At 61.2% G+C, this 14,998-nt stretch carries 14 protein-coding genes and 1 tRNA gene; 8 read left to right on the forward strand and 7 right to left on the reverse strand.

Features of this window, described 5'->3' with window-relative positions; genetic code table 11:
• From HX866_RS12575 to HX866_RS12585, 3 genes are all read right to left on the reverse strand, one after another.
• Window positions 1–1,231: ShlB/FhaC/HecB family hemolysin secretion/activation protein (locus HX866_RS12575; protein ID WP_177139848.1), on the reverse strand; the 1,231-nt coding region annotated here is incomplete at its 3' end.
• A gap of 225 nt (window positions 1,232–1,456) precedes the next feature.
• Window positions 1,457–2,185 (reverse strand): CbtA family protein, encoded by a 729-nt coding sequence (locus HX866_RS12580; protein WP_177092147.1) that lies wholly within the window; start codon window positions 2,183–2,185, stop codon window positions 1,457–1,459.
• A gap of 15 nt (window positions 2,186–2,200) precedes the next feature.
• Entirely contained in the window at window positions 2,201–2,413 is a 213-nt protein-coding gene (locus HX866_RS12585; protein WP_177092148.1) for a CbtB domain-containing protein, read from the reverse strand.
• Window positions 2,414–2,865: 452 nt separating this feature from the next.
• On the opposite strand from HX866_RS12585, the gene HX866_RS12595 reads away from it, so the two are divergent.
• From HX866_RS12595 to yghX, 4 genes are all read left to right on the forward strand, one after another.
• Entirely contained in the window at window positions 2,866–3,777 is a 912-nt protein-coding gene (locus HX866_RS12595; protein ID WP_177104905.1) for a LysR family transcriptional regulator, read from the forward strand.
• A gap of 140 nt (window positions 3,778–3,917) precedes the next feature.
• Window positions 3,918–5,117: an NAD-dependent formate dehydrogenase gene (locus HX866_RS12600; RefSeq protein WP_177092150.1), complete on the forward strand. Its 1,200-nt coding sequence runs from the start codon at window positions 3,918–3,920 to the stop codon at window positions 5,115–5,117.
• Window positions 5,114–5,626: an HPP family protein gene (locus tag HX866_RS12605; protein WP_177139850.1), complete on the forward strand. Its 513-nt coding sequence runs from the start codon at window positions 5,114–5,116 to the stop codon at window positions 5,624–5,626. Before HX866_RS12600 ends, HX866_RS12605 begins: the two co-directional genes overlap by 4 nt.
• A gap of 47 nt (window positions 5,627–5,673) precedes the next feature.
• Window positions 5,674–6,561 (forward strand): YghX family hydrolase, encoded by an 888-nt coding sequence (gene yghX, locus HX866_RS12610; RefSeq protein ID WP_177092152.1) that lies wholly within the window; start codon window positions 5,674–5,676, stop codon window positions 6,559–6,561.
• Here the strand turns inward: yghX and HX866_RS12615 are convergent.
• Window positions 6,558–7,505, reverse strand: a complete 948-nt coding sequence (locus tag HX866_RS12615; RefSeq protein WP_177139852.1) for an AraC family transcriptional regulator — start codon at window positions 7,503–7,505, stop codon at window positions 6,558–6,560. The genes yghX and HX866_RS12615 overlap by 4 nt on opposite strands.
• Window positions 7,506–7,603: 98 nt before the next feature.
• On the opposite strand from HX866_RS12615, the gene HX866_RS12620 reads away from it, so the two are divergent.
• On the forward strand, window positions 7,604–8,455 hold the full coding sequence (locus HX866_RS12620; protein ID WP_177139854.1) for an SDR family oxidoreductase: 852 nt from the start codon (window positions 7,604–7,606) through the stop codon (window positions 8,453–8,455).
• A 280-nt stretch (window positions 8,456–8,735) separates the two neighbouring features.
• On the opposite strand, the gene HX866_RS12625 is transcribed toward HX866_RS12620, so the two are convergent.
• Window positions 8,736–10,067 carry an aminotransferase-like domain-containing protein gene (locus tag HX866_RS12625; protein WP_177092155.1) on the reverse strand — a complete coding sequence of 444 codons (1,332 nt, stop codon included), beginning with the start codon at window positions 10,065–10,067 and terminating at the stop codon, window positions 8,736–8,738.
• 92 nt (window positions 10,068–10,159) lie between these two features.
• Between HX866_RS12625 and HX866_RS12630 the strand changes: the two genes are divergently transcribed.
• Window positions 10,160–11,056, forward strand: a complete 897-nt coding sequence (locus HX866_RS12630) for a DMT family transporter (protein ID WP_177139856.1) — start codon at window positions 10,160–10,162, stop codon at window positions 11,054–11,056.
• Between the two features lie 52 nt (window positions 11,057–11,108).
• Here the strand turns inward: HX866_RS12630 and fabF are convergent, their stop codons facing one another.
• Window positions 11,109–12,377 (reverse strand): beta-ketoacyl-ACP synthase II, encoded by a 1,269-nt coding sequence (gene fabF, locus HX866_RS12635; RefSeq protein ID WP_177125217.1) that lies wholly within the window; start codon window positions 12,375–12,377, stop codon window positions 11,109–11,111.
• A gap of 113 nt (window positions 12,378–12,490) precedes the next feature.
• Between fabF and HX866_RS12640 the strand changes: the two genes are divergently transcribed.
• Together HX866_RS12640 and HX866_RS12645 are read left to right on the forward strand one after the other, a co-directional pair.
• Complete coding sequence (locus HX866_RS12640; protein ID WP_177104897.1) at window positions 12,491–12,976, forward strand: winged helix-turn-helix transcriptional regulator; 486 nt, start codon at window positions 12,491–12,493, stop codon at window positions 12,974–12,976.
• A 131-nt stretch (window positions 12,977–13,107) separates the two neighbouring features.
• A complete protein-coding gene (locus HX866_RS12645) occupies window positions 13,108–14,763 on the forward strand; it encodes a sensor domain-containing diguanylate cyclase (protein ID WP_177125216.1) in 1,656 nt (551 codons plus the stop codon).
• A gap of 69 nt (window positions 14,764–14,832) precedes the next feature.
• Here the strand turns inward: HX866_RS12645 and HX866_RS12650 are convergent.
• A tRNA-Gln gene (locus HX866_RS12650) sits at window positions 14,833–14,907 on the reverse strand.
• Window positions 14,908–14,998 lie beyond the last annotated feature (91 nt).

Genomic DNA, 14,998 nt, shown 5'->3' on the forward strand with positions numbered 1-14,998 from the left:
CGGGCAATCCCTGCTGGAAATTTGGACTGTTGTCCTGGGCGTCAAAAGCGCTGATGCCGTCCTGCATCCCCAGGTCAAGGTTGAGGAACGCACTGCCGATGCGCCGACCGTGGTTGATCCCGAACTGTGCTTCGCTCAGGCGGTTGCTGCTGTCGGCCAGCTTGCTCTTTTCAATGTAGTTATTGGTGCGCAGGTAGGTCAGGCCGGTATTGAGCGAGGTCTTGCTCAAGGCATCGCGGTAGATCACCCGCTCCAGTTTCACCTGGTGGTTCTGGCTATCGCCGGTCGACTCGAAGTTGAAACCGCTGGCCTGCTGCTGGGAACGGTAGTCACTTTCGCTGTAGGTGTAACTCAGGTTCCACCAGCCGAATGGCAGGTTGTAATAGAGCATGGCATTGCGCGAGTTCTTCGTTTGGTCACGGACCACATCGTGGCCGGCCCGCAAGGAAAACTGATCGGCCAAACCCAACGGGCTGTCCCAATCGAAGGTCGTCCCGGCCTGTTGCTCCCCGGTGCTGCGCTGACCATCGTTACCGTAGGAAACCCCGGCCCGCCAAGGTTTTTGCGGGTTGTTCTTGACCAGCACCTCGCTGCCCCCGACTTCCTTGCCTGGCGCCAGCTCCATCTGCGCCTGGTTCGACGGCAGACGGTTCAGCTGGTCGACCATCTGCTCGATCTCGCGCAGGTTGAGCAAGTCACCCGGTTTGCCCGGAAAACTCATCGCCAGTTGACGGTCGGACAGGCCGCTGCCGTCGGTCCCTTTCAAACCTTCGAGTTTGCCTTCGACCACCAGCACTTTCAGGTTGCCCGTGGACAGGTCCTGCTGTGGCAAGTAGGCGCGGCTGGTGACCAGGCCTTTTTCTATATAGCTATCGGTGATGACCTTGAGCAGGTCATTGAGCTGCGGCACGCCCAGGCATTGACCAATGTAGGGTTTCAGCAGACGTTCGCGCTCGCCTGCGGACAGGGAGTCAGCCCCTTGCAGGTCGATGCTCTTGATCGGAAAACAGCGGGTATCAACCGGAGCCGTTGGCGCGACGGGAGCTGCCGCTTTACCGGGCAGGTCCTTGAGTTCTTCGAGACGGCGACGCTGCTCTTCGAGCAGGCGGTCCTGGCGATCACGGATCAGGTCGGTGTCACCCGGGGTGGGGGGGGCAGCGTGAGCGGTATTCAGAGCACAAATGCACAACAACGCAAGACACAGCCTCGTCCCGAAGACGAGTTGAGACATGTTCGATCCCTCGAAGACAAGCTTGATATCAAAATAATGTCGCGATGCTAGACAGGCAAAACCATGACGTCAACGAATTGTTGCAACTTATTTCATTTTCGATACAAACCAACGCCAGGCAAGTGAAGGCCCCTCGCACGAAGGTCGGCGAGGTTGTGGAAGGGGTGAAGCAGGATGAGGAGTAGGTTCAAGCAGTGCCGTTTTGCACGGCACTGCTCTTCAACTTCAGGCGCGGGTGGAGAACCCGGGCAGATTCAATTTGCGCTCGGCCAACCAGCCGAAGGTCAGGCCCACGGTTGTCCAGAGCACCAGTTGGATGCCCAGGGAAGCGACGCGGAACTTCCACAACAGAACCGCCGAAAACGCTTCCGGCACTTCATTGATCGTCGGGAACAGGGAACCTGCCACCGCCATGATCACAATGTACAACGCCACCGCCAGAATCGAGCCGCCCCAGATACCGATGGCCGGGATCAGCTTGCGCGCTGCGTTGATCGCAATCACGGCCGCAATCACCGACACCAGCAACATCAGGAAGAACAGCTTGGTGCGCTGGGCGATGGTGGCGGGGTCGCCAATGGACGGCGGATTGGCCGGGTATTTCAGCCCAGGCACCAGAATCAGTGTGACGAAAGCCGCCAAGGCCAGCAGTGCGGCCAGGCCACGCGGCCCGATCTTGCCGACACGCCCGAGGGAGTAGGCAAACACCAGGGCGAAGATCCCGCCCAGGGAAACGCTATACGTCACCACACCGGTGAACAAACCGAAAGTGCTCTGCACCTCGCGGCTCACCAGTTCTTCTTCCGGAGCATCGCCGTGCATCTGCGCCATTTGATCTTCGAAGGCAATTGCCTTGTCGATTTGCGGCTCACCGAACACTTTTGCGAAGCCAAAGGCAAGAATCCCGGCAAGCAAACCCACCAGCATGCCGCGAACCAATAGTTGACCGGTCATGTCATATTCCTTGAATTAGTGGCAGGGGAAACCAAGCAAGTGGCGCCCGTCGTGCACGAACTCATGGACATACATGCCTTTGACCAAAGCAGTTGCACCCTGCTCCGCGCCAACGAAATAGATCGCCAGCATCAACAGCAGGCCGCCAAAAATGGCCCAGGGAAGAATTTCGCCCAACGGAATAGTGGGCAGGGAAACATCGGTCTGCGTAGCAGCGCTATAAGCCATGTGAACCTCCAGGGAAGTCGCGTCCCAGTACGGATTACGGTGGAGAAACAGGGTCTGGCTTACGGCTGACAAGCAGACGAATACAGTGGCGCGACCGCGCCGGATTTCAACCGGCTTCCTGTTTCGGAACGAGTTGTACAATTTGTCAGTAACAAATTGATACAGCACCCGGCAGTGTAGGGGTTCAAGCCAACAGTAGCTACAAAAAAGCCGGAGCACGCTCACGTGCTCCGGCGGGTACTTCAGACTCGGTACTGATGCCTCAAGTCAGTTCTGCACGCAGTTGACGAGCGGCGCTGACCCTGTGCACCAGGTAGTGGTAGTTGGTGTCAAACCACCGGGCGAACCCAAGAAGCCGACCTTTCGCTATATCCTTTACTACATAACGCCTGATTGCGTAGCTTTGGCGTGCAGTTCATCGTCGAGCCTTCCCATCAGAGCACAAACGCCCCATGCTCCTTCGTCAACTGACCTACCTCGTGACACTGGCCCAGGAGCAACACTTCGGGCGCGCGGCGGAAAAATGCAATATCTCGCAACCGGCGCTGTCCGGTGCCATTCGCAGCCTCGAACAGGAACTGGGGGTCTCGGTGGTGCAACGCAGCCGTCGCTTCGAGGGCTTTACCGCAGATGGCGAGCGCGTACTGGTCTGGGCACGGCGGATCCTTTCCGATTGCGGCTCGATGCGCCAGGAAGTCGGTATCCGCGAACTCAACCCAAGCGGGATCCTGAGATTCGGGGCTATTCCCACCACCTTGTCGATGGTGCCCCTGCTCACCGATTTCTGCCTGCGGCCCTACCCGGACATGCGCCATGAGGTCTACACCCTGGCCACCTCGCAGATGCTGCAGAAAATCTCCAACTTCGAGCTGGACCTGGGCATGACCTACCTCTCCGATGGGCGACTGCGGGAGTTCCAGACCCTGCCGTTGTTCAAGGAGCGTTATGTGCTGATCATCCGCGATGAGCGTGTCCTGGAAGGCGCCACTGAACTGTCCTGGAGCGATGTTGCCCGCCTGCCGCTGTGCCTGCTCACCGCCAACATGCAATGCCGTCAGGGTATCGACGCGGCGTTCGCCGAAGCCGGCGTCGAGGTTTCACCCCGGGTCGAAACCGACTCGATGATGGTCCTGTATGCCCATGTCCGCTGTTCCGGGCTGTGCAGCATCGTGCCCCATAGCGCCTTGTCGCTGATCGAAATGCGCCAGGAAATCACCGCCATCCCAATCGTCCCGCAACTGCAACGGGAAATCGGCCTGGTGATGCTCCAGCGCGATCCCCAGCCATTGCTGCTGGCATCGGCCCTGGCGATCTTCAGCACCCTGGACCTGCAAACCCGCGTCGATGCCTTCCTGCACGGCTGATAACCGGCGCTGATCTATAGATCAGCCCAAGCGATTAGCCAGCGCCCCCGCCCTGCCGGACTATGCCGGTCGAGCAGCCTCCACTGCTCGAACCAGCGCGGCCACCCGCGCTGGCCCATTCCAATAACAGGAAGGTCCCCATGGCGAAGATTGTATGCGTGCTCTACGACGACCCCATCACCGGACAACCCGAGACTTATGCACGAGACGGCCTGCCCCACCTCGAGCGCTACCCTGACGGACAAACCCTGCCCAGCCCAAAAGCCATCGACTTTGAACCCGGCACCTTGCTCGGCAGCGTTTCCGGCGAGCTGGGCCTGCGCAAATACCTTGAATCCAACGGCCACACCCTCGTCGTCACGTCCAGCAAGGACGGCGCTGACAGCGTCCTCGACCGCGAACTGCACGATGCCGAAATCGTGATTTCGCAACCGTTCTGGCCGGCCTACATGACCGCCGAACGGATGGACAAGGCGCCGAAGCTGAAGATGATCGTCACCGCCGGTATCGGCTCCGATCACACCGACCTGCAAGGCGCCATGGACCGCGGGATCACCGTCGCCGAAGTGACTTACTGCAACAGCAACAGCGTCGCCGAACACGTGGTGATGAGCGTGCTGGCGCTAGTGCGCAATTACCTACCGTCGCACCAATGGGTCCTCAAAGGCGGCTGGAACATCGCCGATTGTGTCGCCCGTTCTTACGATGTCGAAGGGATGCACGTGGGCACGGTAGCGGCCGGCCGTATCGGCCTGCGGGTCCTGCGCCTGCTCAAGCCGTTCGACATGCACCTGCACTACATGGATCGTCATCGCCTGCCTGAGGCGGTCGAGAAAGAGCTGAACCTGACCTACCACTCAACGCTGGAAAGCCTGGCCAAGGCCTGCGATGTGGTGACCCTCAACTGTCCGCTGCACCCTGAAACCGAGCACATGGTCAACGCCGAGTCGCTGAAGCACTTCAAGCGCGGCGCCTATCTGATCAACACCGCGCGCGGCAAGCTCTGTGATCGGGATGCCATCGCGGCAGCGCTGGAAAGCGGGCAGTTGGCCGGTTATGCCGGTGACGTCTGGTTCCCGCAACCAGCCCCCGAAGATCATCCTTGGCGCAGCATGCCGCACCACGGCATGACCCCGCATATCTCCGGGACCAGCCTGTCGGCCCAGACCCGTTATGCCGCCGGCACCCGGGAAATTCTCGAGTGTTATTTCGAGAACCGACCGATTCGCGACGAGTACCTGATCGTCCAGGGCGGTGAATTGGCCGGCGTCGGCGCGCACTCCTACAGCGCGGGCAACGCCACCAAAGGTTCGGAAGAAGCAGAACGTTTCAAGAAATGAAGTCGACCTCGACACACGCGGGCCAGGCAACTGGCCCCATTCGGCGCCTGCGGATCCTTTCATTGCTGTGGATCGGATTGGGGGTTTTCATCGCCCTGGCAGGACTCGGCCTGATCAGCCTCAACAGCGGGCAACCCTGGGTGATCGGTTCCTTTGGCGCAAGCTGCGTGCTGCTGTTCGCTTACCCGGAAGGACCGTTCTCCCAGGTGCGCAATGTGATCGGCGGGCACCTGCTGACCTCACTGGTTGGCCTGACCTGCCTGCAGGTCTTCGGCCCGGGCCTGCTGCCCATGGCGTTTGCCGGGGCATTGGCGACGGTCTTGATGGTGGTGACCCGCACCGTGCATCCACCAGCGGGGGGTAACCCGATCATCGTGTTCATGACACAACCCGGCTGGTCATTCCTGCTGGTCCCCACCCTGGGTGGGGCCTGCTGGTTGATGTTGACGGCGTGGCTGTACTGGAAAGGTATTCGGTGGCTTCAGCAATACCAGGTGGCACACATTTAGGCTCTACACTAGGGCGGACCTCGAATCCCTCCAAAGGTAGCGCACAGATGGAACGTCTCACCGCAAAAGACTTTGCCCCTGAACTGCTCGAACTGTACGACTACTACGTCCACGGCAAGATCAACCGCCGGGAATTCCTCGATCGCGCGGCGAAGTTCACCCTCGGTGGCCTCGCCGCCACCAGCCTCCTGGCGGCACTCAGCCCGAACTATGCACTGGCCGAGCAGGTGCCCTTTACCGACCCGGACATCGTCGCCGAATACATCACCTACCCCTCCCCCAAAGGCCACGGGCAGGTGCGTGCCTATCGGGTTCGCCCAGCCAAAGCCACCGGCAAGGTGCCGGCGGTGGTGGTCGTGCATGAAAACCGCGGGCTCAATCCCTATATCGAAGACGTCGCCCGCCGCGTGGCCAAGGCCGGTTTCATCGCCCTGGCCCCGGATGGCCTGTCATCGGTCGGCGGTTACCCCGGCAATGACGACAAGGGCCGCGACCTGCAACTGACGGTCGACCCGGAAAAACTCATGAATGACTTCTTCGCCGCCATCGAATGGCTGATGAAGCACGACAGCACCACCGGCAAGGTCGGGATCACCGGCTTCTGCTATGGCGGCGGGGTGGCCAATGCCGCGGCGGTGGCCTACCCGGAACTGAGCGCGGCCGTGCCTTTCTACGGTCGCCAGCCCAAGGCCGAAGAAGTGGTCAGGATCAAGGCCCCGCTGCTGCTGCACTACGCCGAACTGGACAAGGGCATCACCGACGGATGGCCCGCCTATGAACAAGCCTTGAAAGCCAACGGCAAGATCTATGAAGCCCACATCTATGCCGGGGTCAACCACGGTTTCCACAACGATTCCACACCGAGGTACGACGAAGCCGCCGCCAAGCTGGCCTGGGATCGGACCCTGGGCTGGTTTCGGCGCTATCTGGCCTAGCGCTGAAAGCACGGCTCCCCTTTCAGCAGCCAGCCCTCTCCCGTCGAGTCGCGATAAGCTCTGGGCGAGCGTCCGACCACACGTTTGAAGGCATTGCTGAATGAGCTTTCGGAAGCGTAGCCAAGCGTCTCGGCCAGCTCTCCCAAGGTCTTGCGGGTGCCTCGCAGCATCCGCATGGCCAGGAGCATGCGCCAATGAGTCAAATAGGTGATCGGCGCGACACCCGCCACGGCGCTGAAATACGCGGCAAAGCCGGCACGGGACATGGAGGAGGCTTTCGCCAACGCTTCAAGCCCCCATGTACGTCCGGGCTCACCATGGATCAGGCGCAACGCCGGGGCTAGCCGTCGATCACTGACCGCCCGCAGCCAGCTCGCCGGCGCCGGTTCGTTTTTCGCGAAATGGGCCCGCAAGAGATGAATGAACATCAAGTGAGCCATTTGCATGGAAGCCGTCTCACTGCCGGGCAGGTCATGTTCACGCTCCCTGAACAGCTCGTTCAGCAGCCATTTGAGTGCGGCGCCTTCAGAAGACTTGCCGGAAACGTGAATCAGCGGCGGTAACGCATCCAGCAGCAGACGCCCGTGGTCGGCATCCAGATCAACTTTGCCGCCGATCATGAAAAACTCGTCGCCCTCGCCATGCCTGACCCTGTTTCCCGTTCGACCCTCAAGCACTTGGTCAAAGTGAACGGGGCGAACGCTCACATCACTGGCCAGTACGTGCACACGCGGCACACACAGGAGAAAAACATCCCCTTCCTCGACTCGAACCGCCTCGCCCAGCGCCTCCATCAGCAACCAGCAACTACCACGCTGCACGCCCCAGAACTTGATCAGCGACGAAGGTGGAAACTCGATTGCCCACCGGCCGCCGGTGGTCAGTCCGCCCGAGACGATGGACCGTGCGCTCAACAGCTCCAGGTAGTCGGAAAAAGAGTCCATAACTTTAGACGCTCGCGAATGAAAACAGGATTTATACGCATTCTACGTCCAGATGACTGCTTCTATGCTAGGTCCTCCAACTATTCGAGGATCTGAACATGACTCAGCGCAATTGGTTGATCACCGGCGTGAACTCCGGCTTTGGCCGGGAAATGGCCGAGCAGCTTCTGGATAACGGGGATTGTGTTGCCGGCACGACACGGGATCTCTCGGCCCTGGACGACCTCAAGGCCAAGCATGGGAGCCGGCTCTGGCTGGCCCAGCTGGACGTCACGGACACACCCGGCATTCATCGGGTCGTCACGCAGGCCTTTACGGCACTGGGCCGTATCGATGTGGTGGTGAGTAACGCAGGGTATGGCCTCTTCGGTGCCGCCGAAGAACTGACCGACCCGCAGATCACCCACCAATTGGAAACCAACCTCGTGGGTTCGATTCAATTGGTCAGGGCCGCGCTTCCGTTCCTGAGAGCACAGGGCGGTGGTCGGATCCTTCAATTATCCAGCATGGGCGGCCAGGCGACCTTCCCCGGCGGGTCCCTGTATAGCGCGACGAAATGGGGAATCGAAGGCTTCATTGACTCGCTCAACCAGGAGGTCGGCGTATTTGGCATCGGCTGCACGCTGATCGAACCCGGGGGCGCGCGCACCCGGTTCCGCTACGGCAGTTCCAGGCTCGCGCCGAAAAATGACGCCTATGCTGCATCGCCGGCCAACTACGCCAGAAAGATGATTGAGGAAGGCACCAGCGTGCCGATCGGCGACCCGGCGAAAATGGTCCGGTTGATGATCGACAGTGTCAATCAGCACCCGGCACCCAAGCGCCTGGCGCTGGGCAGCGATTCATTCACGGTGATGCACAAGCAACTCACGGAGCGCCTGGCAGAGCTGGAATCACAAAAGGCTCTGGCCTTTTCAACCGACAGTGCGGCAGACCCAGAGGCGCATTGAAGGCCAGCAACCGCCTATGTCGGAGAAATCGTCGCCAGCAGGCCAATTGCAATGGTCAATATCAGGAATCCACCCAGGAACAGCGCCATTTTGCCCATAAGGCCTCCTACACGATAAGGTCGCGGTACAACGCGGGTTAAGAAATGAGTCTGCGCAGCGGTGCAAATCAGCATCTGATCTGGCAACAGGCCCGAGGCCTCTGCCAAAAGCCGCTGCGTAGCGTCATTGTCGGTGCTGGGCCGATTTCATTACAGATGCAGATCGCGCTGAAAAATACGGATCAGAACAGCGGACCGACCGCCCGCGCCACTTTCAACAACGCCGTTCGCAGGGTGTCCAGGTCCACGGAACCCAACGCCAGGCGAATCGCGTGGGGAACCTGCAGGGACGTGGCAAAAGGCTCGGCGGTGGAGACCGAGATCTGCTCGCGCATCAACGCCATGGCGATCTGGTCGGCCCTGGCGTCTTCCGGCAAGGGCAGCCAGAGAAAATAGGAGGATGGATGCCGAAGGGTGCGCAACCCGCCCAGCAACTCGTCGGCCAGGGCCTGTCGGGCCTGTGCGTCCTTGCGCTTTTGCACCTCCAGCCGGGCGACGGTGCCGTCTTCGATCCAGCCGGTGGCAATCGCCGTCAACACCCCCGGCGTGTTCCAGGTGGTCGCGCGAATGATTCGCTCCAGCGCCGCCACCCTGGCAACGGGTGCCGCGACAAAGCCAACCCGCAACCCGGCGGCGACATTCTTGGACAGGCCGGAAATATACAGCGTCCGCTCCGGCGCCAGCTCGGCCAAGGGCAGCGGTGGGTTTTGCGCCAGGTAGGCGTAGGCCGCATCCTCGATGATCAGCAGATCGTGCTGGCGGGCAATCGCCACCAACTGCTCGCGCTGCTCGACCGGCATCACCCAGCCCATCGGGTTGTGCAGGGTCGGCATGCTGTAGACGGCCCGCACCGGGCGGCTGCGGCAAAGCGCTGCCAGGGCGTCAAGATCCGGCCCCCGCTCGGTGATGGGAATGGGCACGACCTCCAGGTGCAGCGCCTGCGCCAGCACCTTGAACCCCGGATAGGTCAAGGCGTCTGCGGCGATCACATCCCCAGGCTGCAGCAACGCCATCAATGCCACCGTCAAGCCATGCTGGGCGCCGCTGACAATCAGCACCTGCTCGGCCGTCACCCTCAACCCACGCGCCTCGAGGTGACGAGCAACCACCGCCCGCTCGTGCTGACGCCCGGCATGGGGGTGGTAACGCAACAGGGACTCCAGGTCACCGGACAACGCCAACTGACGCAAGGCTGTGCGTAGCTGCTCGGCCTGTCCCGGCGACGACGGATAGTTGAAGTTGAGATCGACCATGCCCAGGGCCACGTCGGGCTGGTCGATGCCCAGGCCGGAAGGCAGGGCTGTCTCCCGGACAAAGGTGCCACGGCCCGTTTCGCCACTGACCAGGCCCATGCTCTCAAGCTCCGCGTAGACCCGGCTGGCGGTGACGAGGGCCAGGCCATGGGTCGCGGCCAATTGACGGTGGGTCGGCAAACGGGCGCCGGGCGGCAAATGCCCCGAGCGGATATCGGCAGCAAAAACGTCAACCAGCGACTTGTACCGGGAACGGGGCATGGGCAGATGTATCCATGACAATATTTTGATTGTATCAATAGTCGATCATAGGATGCGCCTCAAGCAACCCGAACCTTGAGTGTGAAGCGAAAATGCAACGTACCTCGCCCCTGAACACCCCGACCCTGACTCAAAACACCAGCGGCTGGCTCAATGGATTTATCGGTGTATTGATCTTCAGCGGTTCGCTGCCGGCAACGCGGGTGGCGGTCCTGGAGTTCAATCCGGTGTTTCTGACCGTGGCCCGGGCCAGCATCGCCGGCGTGCTCGCCCTGTGCCTGCTGTTGCTGTTCAGGGAAAAGCGCCCGGCCCGCAGCCAACTGCTGTCCCTGGGCGTGGTGGCCATCGGCGTTGTGCTGGGGTTCCCGCTGTTGACGGCGCTGGCGTTGCAGTACGTGACCTCGGCGCACTCGATTGTCTTCCTCGGCCTGCTGCCGCTGGCGACGGCGGTTTTCGGCGTCCTGCGCGGTGGCGAGCGGCCGCGCCCGGTGTTCTGGTTTTTTTCCGTGCTGGGCAGCCTGCTGGTGGTGGGGTTCGCCCTCTCCCAGGGGCTGAGCGCCTCGCCCCGGGGCGATATCCTGATGCTGCTGGCGGTGCTGGTCTGCGGCCTGGGTTATGCCGAAGGGGCGAAACTCTCCAGGACGCTGGGAGGCTGGCAGGTGATTTCCTGGGCGCTGGTCCTGTCGCTGCCGGTGATGCTCGTATTGACCGGGTGCCTGAGCCCCGCTTCATTCACGGGCATCAGCACGCCGGCCTGGTTGAGCCTGGGGTATGTCTCAGTGTTCAGCATGCTGATCGGTTTTGTGTTCTGGTATCGCGGGCTGGCCCAGGGCGGGATTGCCGCCGTGGGCCAGTTGCAGTTGCTACAACCGTTTTTCGGCTTGGCCCTGGCGGCGACGTTACTGCACGAGCAAGTCAGCCTGGGCATGCTGGGGGTCACGGTAGCCGTAATTCTCTGTGTGGCCGGCGCCAGAAAATTCTCAAAATAACCCCCACTCCCTTGTAGGAGCAGACGGTCGACGCAAGCCCTTGCCCAAAGCGTTACACCCAGCGCTTGAACAGCACGCAGGCATTGACTCCACCAAAACCGAAGCCATTGGACAGCGCATACTCCATAGGCAACTGCCGGGCCTGGCCACGAATCAGATCAAGACCTTCGGCGAGCTCATCGGGGTTATCCAGATTGAGCGTCGCCGGCGCCACCTGATCACGCAACGCCAGAATCGTGAAGATCGCCTCGATCCCGCCCGCCGCCCCCAACAGATGCCCGGTGGCGGATTTGGTCGAACTGATGGCCGGACCACCCGCCGTCCCGAACACCGCCTTGATCGCCGCCAACTCGCCCTTGTCGCCCACCGGCGTCGAGGTGGCATGGGCATTCAGATGCTGGACCTGGGACGGTTCGATACCAGCCTGGCGCAATGCCTGCTGCATGGCACGGCGAGCACCGTCGCCATCTTCCGGGCCGGCCGTCATATGGTAGGCGTCGGAACTGGTGCCATAACCCACCAACTCGGCGAGTGGTGTGGCGCCGCGTGCCAAGGCATGTTCCAACTCCTCGATCACCAGCAACCCCGCGCCCTCGCCCATGACAAAACCATCGCGGGCTTGATCGAAGGGCCGGGAAGCAAGCTGCGGCGTCTCGTTATGATCACTCGAAAGCGCCCGCGCCGCCGCAAAGCCCGCCAGGCTGACCCGGTGAATACAGGCTTCCGCGCCACCGCAGACCGCCACATCGATTTCCCCCGCGCGGATCATCCGGGCCGCGTCGCCGATGGCCTGGACCCCGGCGGCACAGGCGGTCACCGGAGCACCCAAGGGCCCCTTGAGACCGTAGCGGATCGAGACGTGACCGGCCGCCATATTGCTGAGAAACGAGGGAATGGTGAACGGCGACAGACGCCGAGGCCCTTTGCTGTCAGTGGTACGCACCGCCTCGGCGATAGCGGGAAAGCCACCGACCCCGGACGCAATGATGGTTGCCGTGCGCTCCTGCGCCTCGGCGGAGTCGGGAGCCCAACCGGCCTGGGCCAGGGCCTCATCCGCCGCCGCCAGGGCGAACAGGATGAAGCGGTCCATTTTGCGCTGCTCCTTGGCGGCCAGCAGTTGATCGGGGTCGAAGCCGGCTTCCGGATCCTGGGTACGGTCCTGGACCTGACCACCAATGCTGATCGACAGGTCGCCGATCAACTCCGTCGGCAAGGCCCGAATGCCCGACTGTCCGGCCAGCAGGCGCTGCCAGACCTGTTCGACGCCGCAGCCCAGCGGGGTCAGCGCGCCCATGCCCGTAACGACGATGCGTTTGCTCATGATGATCCAGCTCCTTCAGGTGATTGAGTGAAGCAATGGCTTATGGACGCTACTATCATCATGAAAGTAACATGCCCACCTCACAAATATCCGAACACCCGACAGGAGCCTCCATGCAACGCAAAACCCTGAGCCAGGCCGAATGCCCGGTTGCCCGCAGCCTTGAGCGGGTTGGCGAGTGGTGGAATATCTTGATCATGCGCGACGCGCTGCATGGCCTGAAACGCTTCGACGAATTCTCCCGCAGCCTGGAGATTGCCCCGAACATGCTGACCCGGCGTCTGAATGCGCTGGTGGACGCCGGCCTGCTCGAACGCCAACCCTACAGCCAGCGCCCGCTGCGCCATGAATATGTGCCGACCGCCAAGGGCGAGGATTTTCGCGTGGTGCTCCTGGCCTTTGTGGAATGGGGCAATCGTCACTACGCGCCGGAAGGAGAAAGTGTGCAGATCGTCGAACGCGAGAGCGGACGTCCCCTGCAATTGATGATGGCGGATCTTGTCGATGGCCGTTCGGTGCCGTTGAGCCGGAGCACGGTGCAGGCAGGGCCCGCAGCCAGTGAACAGATGCGCCAGCGGCTCGCAACCGGCAAGGCCTGAGACAGCGATACGAGCCCTTCGCAAGGAATCTTGAAGTCCCTGTTTTTCAACGCTTAAACATCATCAGGATATGGCCACACCCATTTGATTACGCATACCATACTGTGACTTGAACACTTCAGATATTGCCCATGATCAAAGCCAGTCTGCGTAGTCACCTGACCTTATGGTTTGCCGGTTTGTCATTACTGACGTTGGTGAGCGTAGGCTTTTATGTCGGCCATATCGCCACCGAGCAGATGAAACAGGCGAGCGGCAATGCCCTGTTGAGCACCGCCAGGTCAGCAGCGGCGCTGCTGGGTTCGCAACTGAGTGAACGTCAGTTGGAAGTTTCCTTGCTCAGTCGATCGCCACTCTTCAGGCGTGGCGACCTGGACGATCCGAACATCCTGATGGCGATGGAACTGCGCGCCCAATCCCGCGCCGAGTACGCCTGGATGGGGGTGGCTGACGTCAGCGGGCGTGTACGGCAATCGGTGAATAACCTGCTGGTCAACCAGTCGGTAAAGGCACGCCCCTGGTTCCAGGAAGGATTACAGCGTAACTACACCGGCGATCCACACGAGGCGGTCCTGCTGGCCAAGTTGCTACCCCGCTCCGCCAACGGCGAGCCTTCTCGATTCATTGATTTCGCGGCCCCCATCCGCAATGCCGAAGGCCAGGTCATCGGGGTGTTGGGCGCGCACGCCCATTGGAGCTGGGTGACGCACGTTGTCGAATCGGCCGTGATGAAGGAACTGACACCGGAGATGGAGGCACTGATCGTCGACACCGACGGCAAAATCCTCTACCCGGAACCACTCGCCGGAGAACAGCTGTCCAACCTGCCGACGGCGCAGGACAACCTCCCCGACGCACCGGTCTGGACAGTGGGCAAGGGTTATGTGACCAGCGCGGTCAGGGTACCGACCCCGTCGAACTCAGGACTGGCCTGGTACATCGCGGTTCGCCAGCCACTGGATATCGCTCTTCAACCCGCGCGCATCCTGCTCTACAAGTTGTTGCTGCTGGGGGTTCTTGCCGCTGTCGCATTCGGTTTCGTCGCCTATTACCTGGCGCTGTACCTCAGCCGTCCGATCGAGCAACTGGCCGAATCGGCCAAGCGGGTGCAGAACCAACAGCCCGGCGCGAGCTTCCCCCAGGAGCATTTTGTCCTGGAAATTGCCCAGCTCGGGCGCTCCATTCAAGGCATGACCCAATCGTTACTCGGCAAGGAGCACGAACTGCAGCAAGCCAATACGTCGCTTGAAGCCACCGTCGCCCAACGCACTGCCGCCCTCACCCAGGCCAATGCCGATTTATTGAAAATGGCCACCCATGACGCACTGACCGGCGTTTACAACCGTCGGCGCTTCGATGAAAAACTGGCCGAGTGCAACCTGCTGTTCCGTCGCACGGAACGTCCGTTTGCCCTGTTGCTGGTGGATGTCGATCACTTCAAACGGGTCAACGACAGCCATGGCCACGCCATCGGCGATCAGGTGCTGCAGCAGTTGGCCCGGCTTATTCAGGAGAGCATCCGCGCCACGGACTTCGTCGCCCGCTACGGTGGCGAGGAGTTTGCGGTGCTGTTACCCGAGGTCGAGGAGCCGAATAGCCCCGAGGCCGTTGCCGAGAAGATCCGCGCCACCGTTGCCAAGGCGGACTTTGCCAGTGTCGGACAGGTCACCATCAGTATCGGTATTGGTTTGGCTGAGTCATCGGACAGCGAGACGATGGCGCTGATCAAACGCTCCGATCAACAGCTCTACCAGGCAAAGTCCCTGGGAAGAAATCGGGTGGCCTGATTGTTCGGCAAGACAGCTTGCCCGGGACTCGTATCAATCGCTGTTTGAGCAATGCTACGAGAAGAAAAATGGCAGGGGCGGCTGGATTTGAACCAACGCATGGCAGGATCAAAACCTGCTGCCTTACCGCTTGGCGACGCCCCTGTATCTGTTGCGACGAGTGCCTGGCACCCGCTTGTTGACGTTGCAGCTGACGAACCTGAAAAGGTTCACTGCAAGAACGGACGGAAATTTA

The organism is Pseudomonas gingeri, assembly GCF_013386165.1.
Taxonomy (GTDB): Bacteria; Pseudomonadota; Gammaproteobacteria; order Pseudomonadales; family Pseudomonadaceae; genus Aquipseudomonas; species Aquipseudomonas gingeri_C.

What these genes read in the sequence shown, in the direction of transcription:
- HX866_RS12580 (WP_177092147.1), bottom strand. Translation starts at nt 2,185, where the DNA reads ATGACCGGTCAACTATTGGTTCGCGGCATGCTGGTGGGTTTGCTTGCC.
- HX866_RS12585 (WP_177092148.1), bottom strand. Translation starts at nt 2,413, where the DNA reads ATGGCTTATAGCGCTGCTACGCAGACCGATGTTTCCCTGCCCACTATT.
- HX866_RS12595 (WP_177104905.1), top strand. Translation starts at nt 2,866, where the DNA reads ATGCTCCTTCGTCAACTGACCTACCTCGTGACACTGGCCCAGGAGCAA.
- HX866_RS12600 (WP_177092150.1), top strand. Translation starts at nt 3,918, where the DNA reads ATGGCGAAGATTGTATGCGTGCTCTACGACGACCCCATCACCGGACAA.
- HX866_RS12605 (WP_177139850.1), top strand. Translation starts at nt 5,114, where the DNA reads ATGAAGTCGACCTCGACACACGCGGGCCAGGCAACTGGCCCCATTCGG.
- yghX (WP_177092152.1), top strand. Translation starts at nt 5,674, where the DNA reads ATGGAACGTCTCACCGCAAAAGACTTTGCCCCTGAACTGCTCGAACTG.
- HX866_RS12615 (WP_177139852.1), bottom strand. Translation starts at nt 7,505, where the DNA reads ATGGACTCTTTTTCCGACTACCTGGAGCTGTTGAGCGCACGGTCCATC.
- HX866_RS12620 (WP_177139854.1), top strand. Translation starts at nt 7,604, where the DNA reads ATGACTCAGCGCAATTGGTTGATCACCGGCGTGAACTCCGGCTTTGGC.
- HX866_RS12625 (WP_177092155.1), bottom strand. Translation starts at nt 10,067, where the DNA reads ATGCCCCGTTCCCGGTACAAGTCGCTGGTTGACGTTTTTGCTGCCGAT.
- HX866_RS12630 (WP_177139856.1), top strand. Translation starts at nt 10,160, where the DNA reads ATGCAACGTACCTCGCCCCTGAACACCCCGACCCTGACTCAAAACACC.
- fabF (WP_177125217.1), bottom strand. Translation starts at nt 12,377, where the DNA reads ATGAGCAAACGCATCGTCGTTACGGGCATGGGCGCGCTGACCCCGCTG.
- HX866_RS12640 (WP_177104897.1), top strand. Translation starts at nt 12,491, where the DNA reads ATGCAACGCAAAACCCTGAGCCAGGCCGAATGCCCGGTTGCCCGCAGC.
- HX866_RS12645 (WP_177125216.1), top strand. Translation starts at nt 13,108, where the DNA reads ATGATCAAAGCCAGTCTGCGTAGTCACCTGACCTTATGGTTTGCCGGT.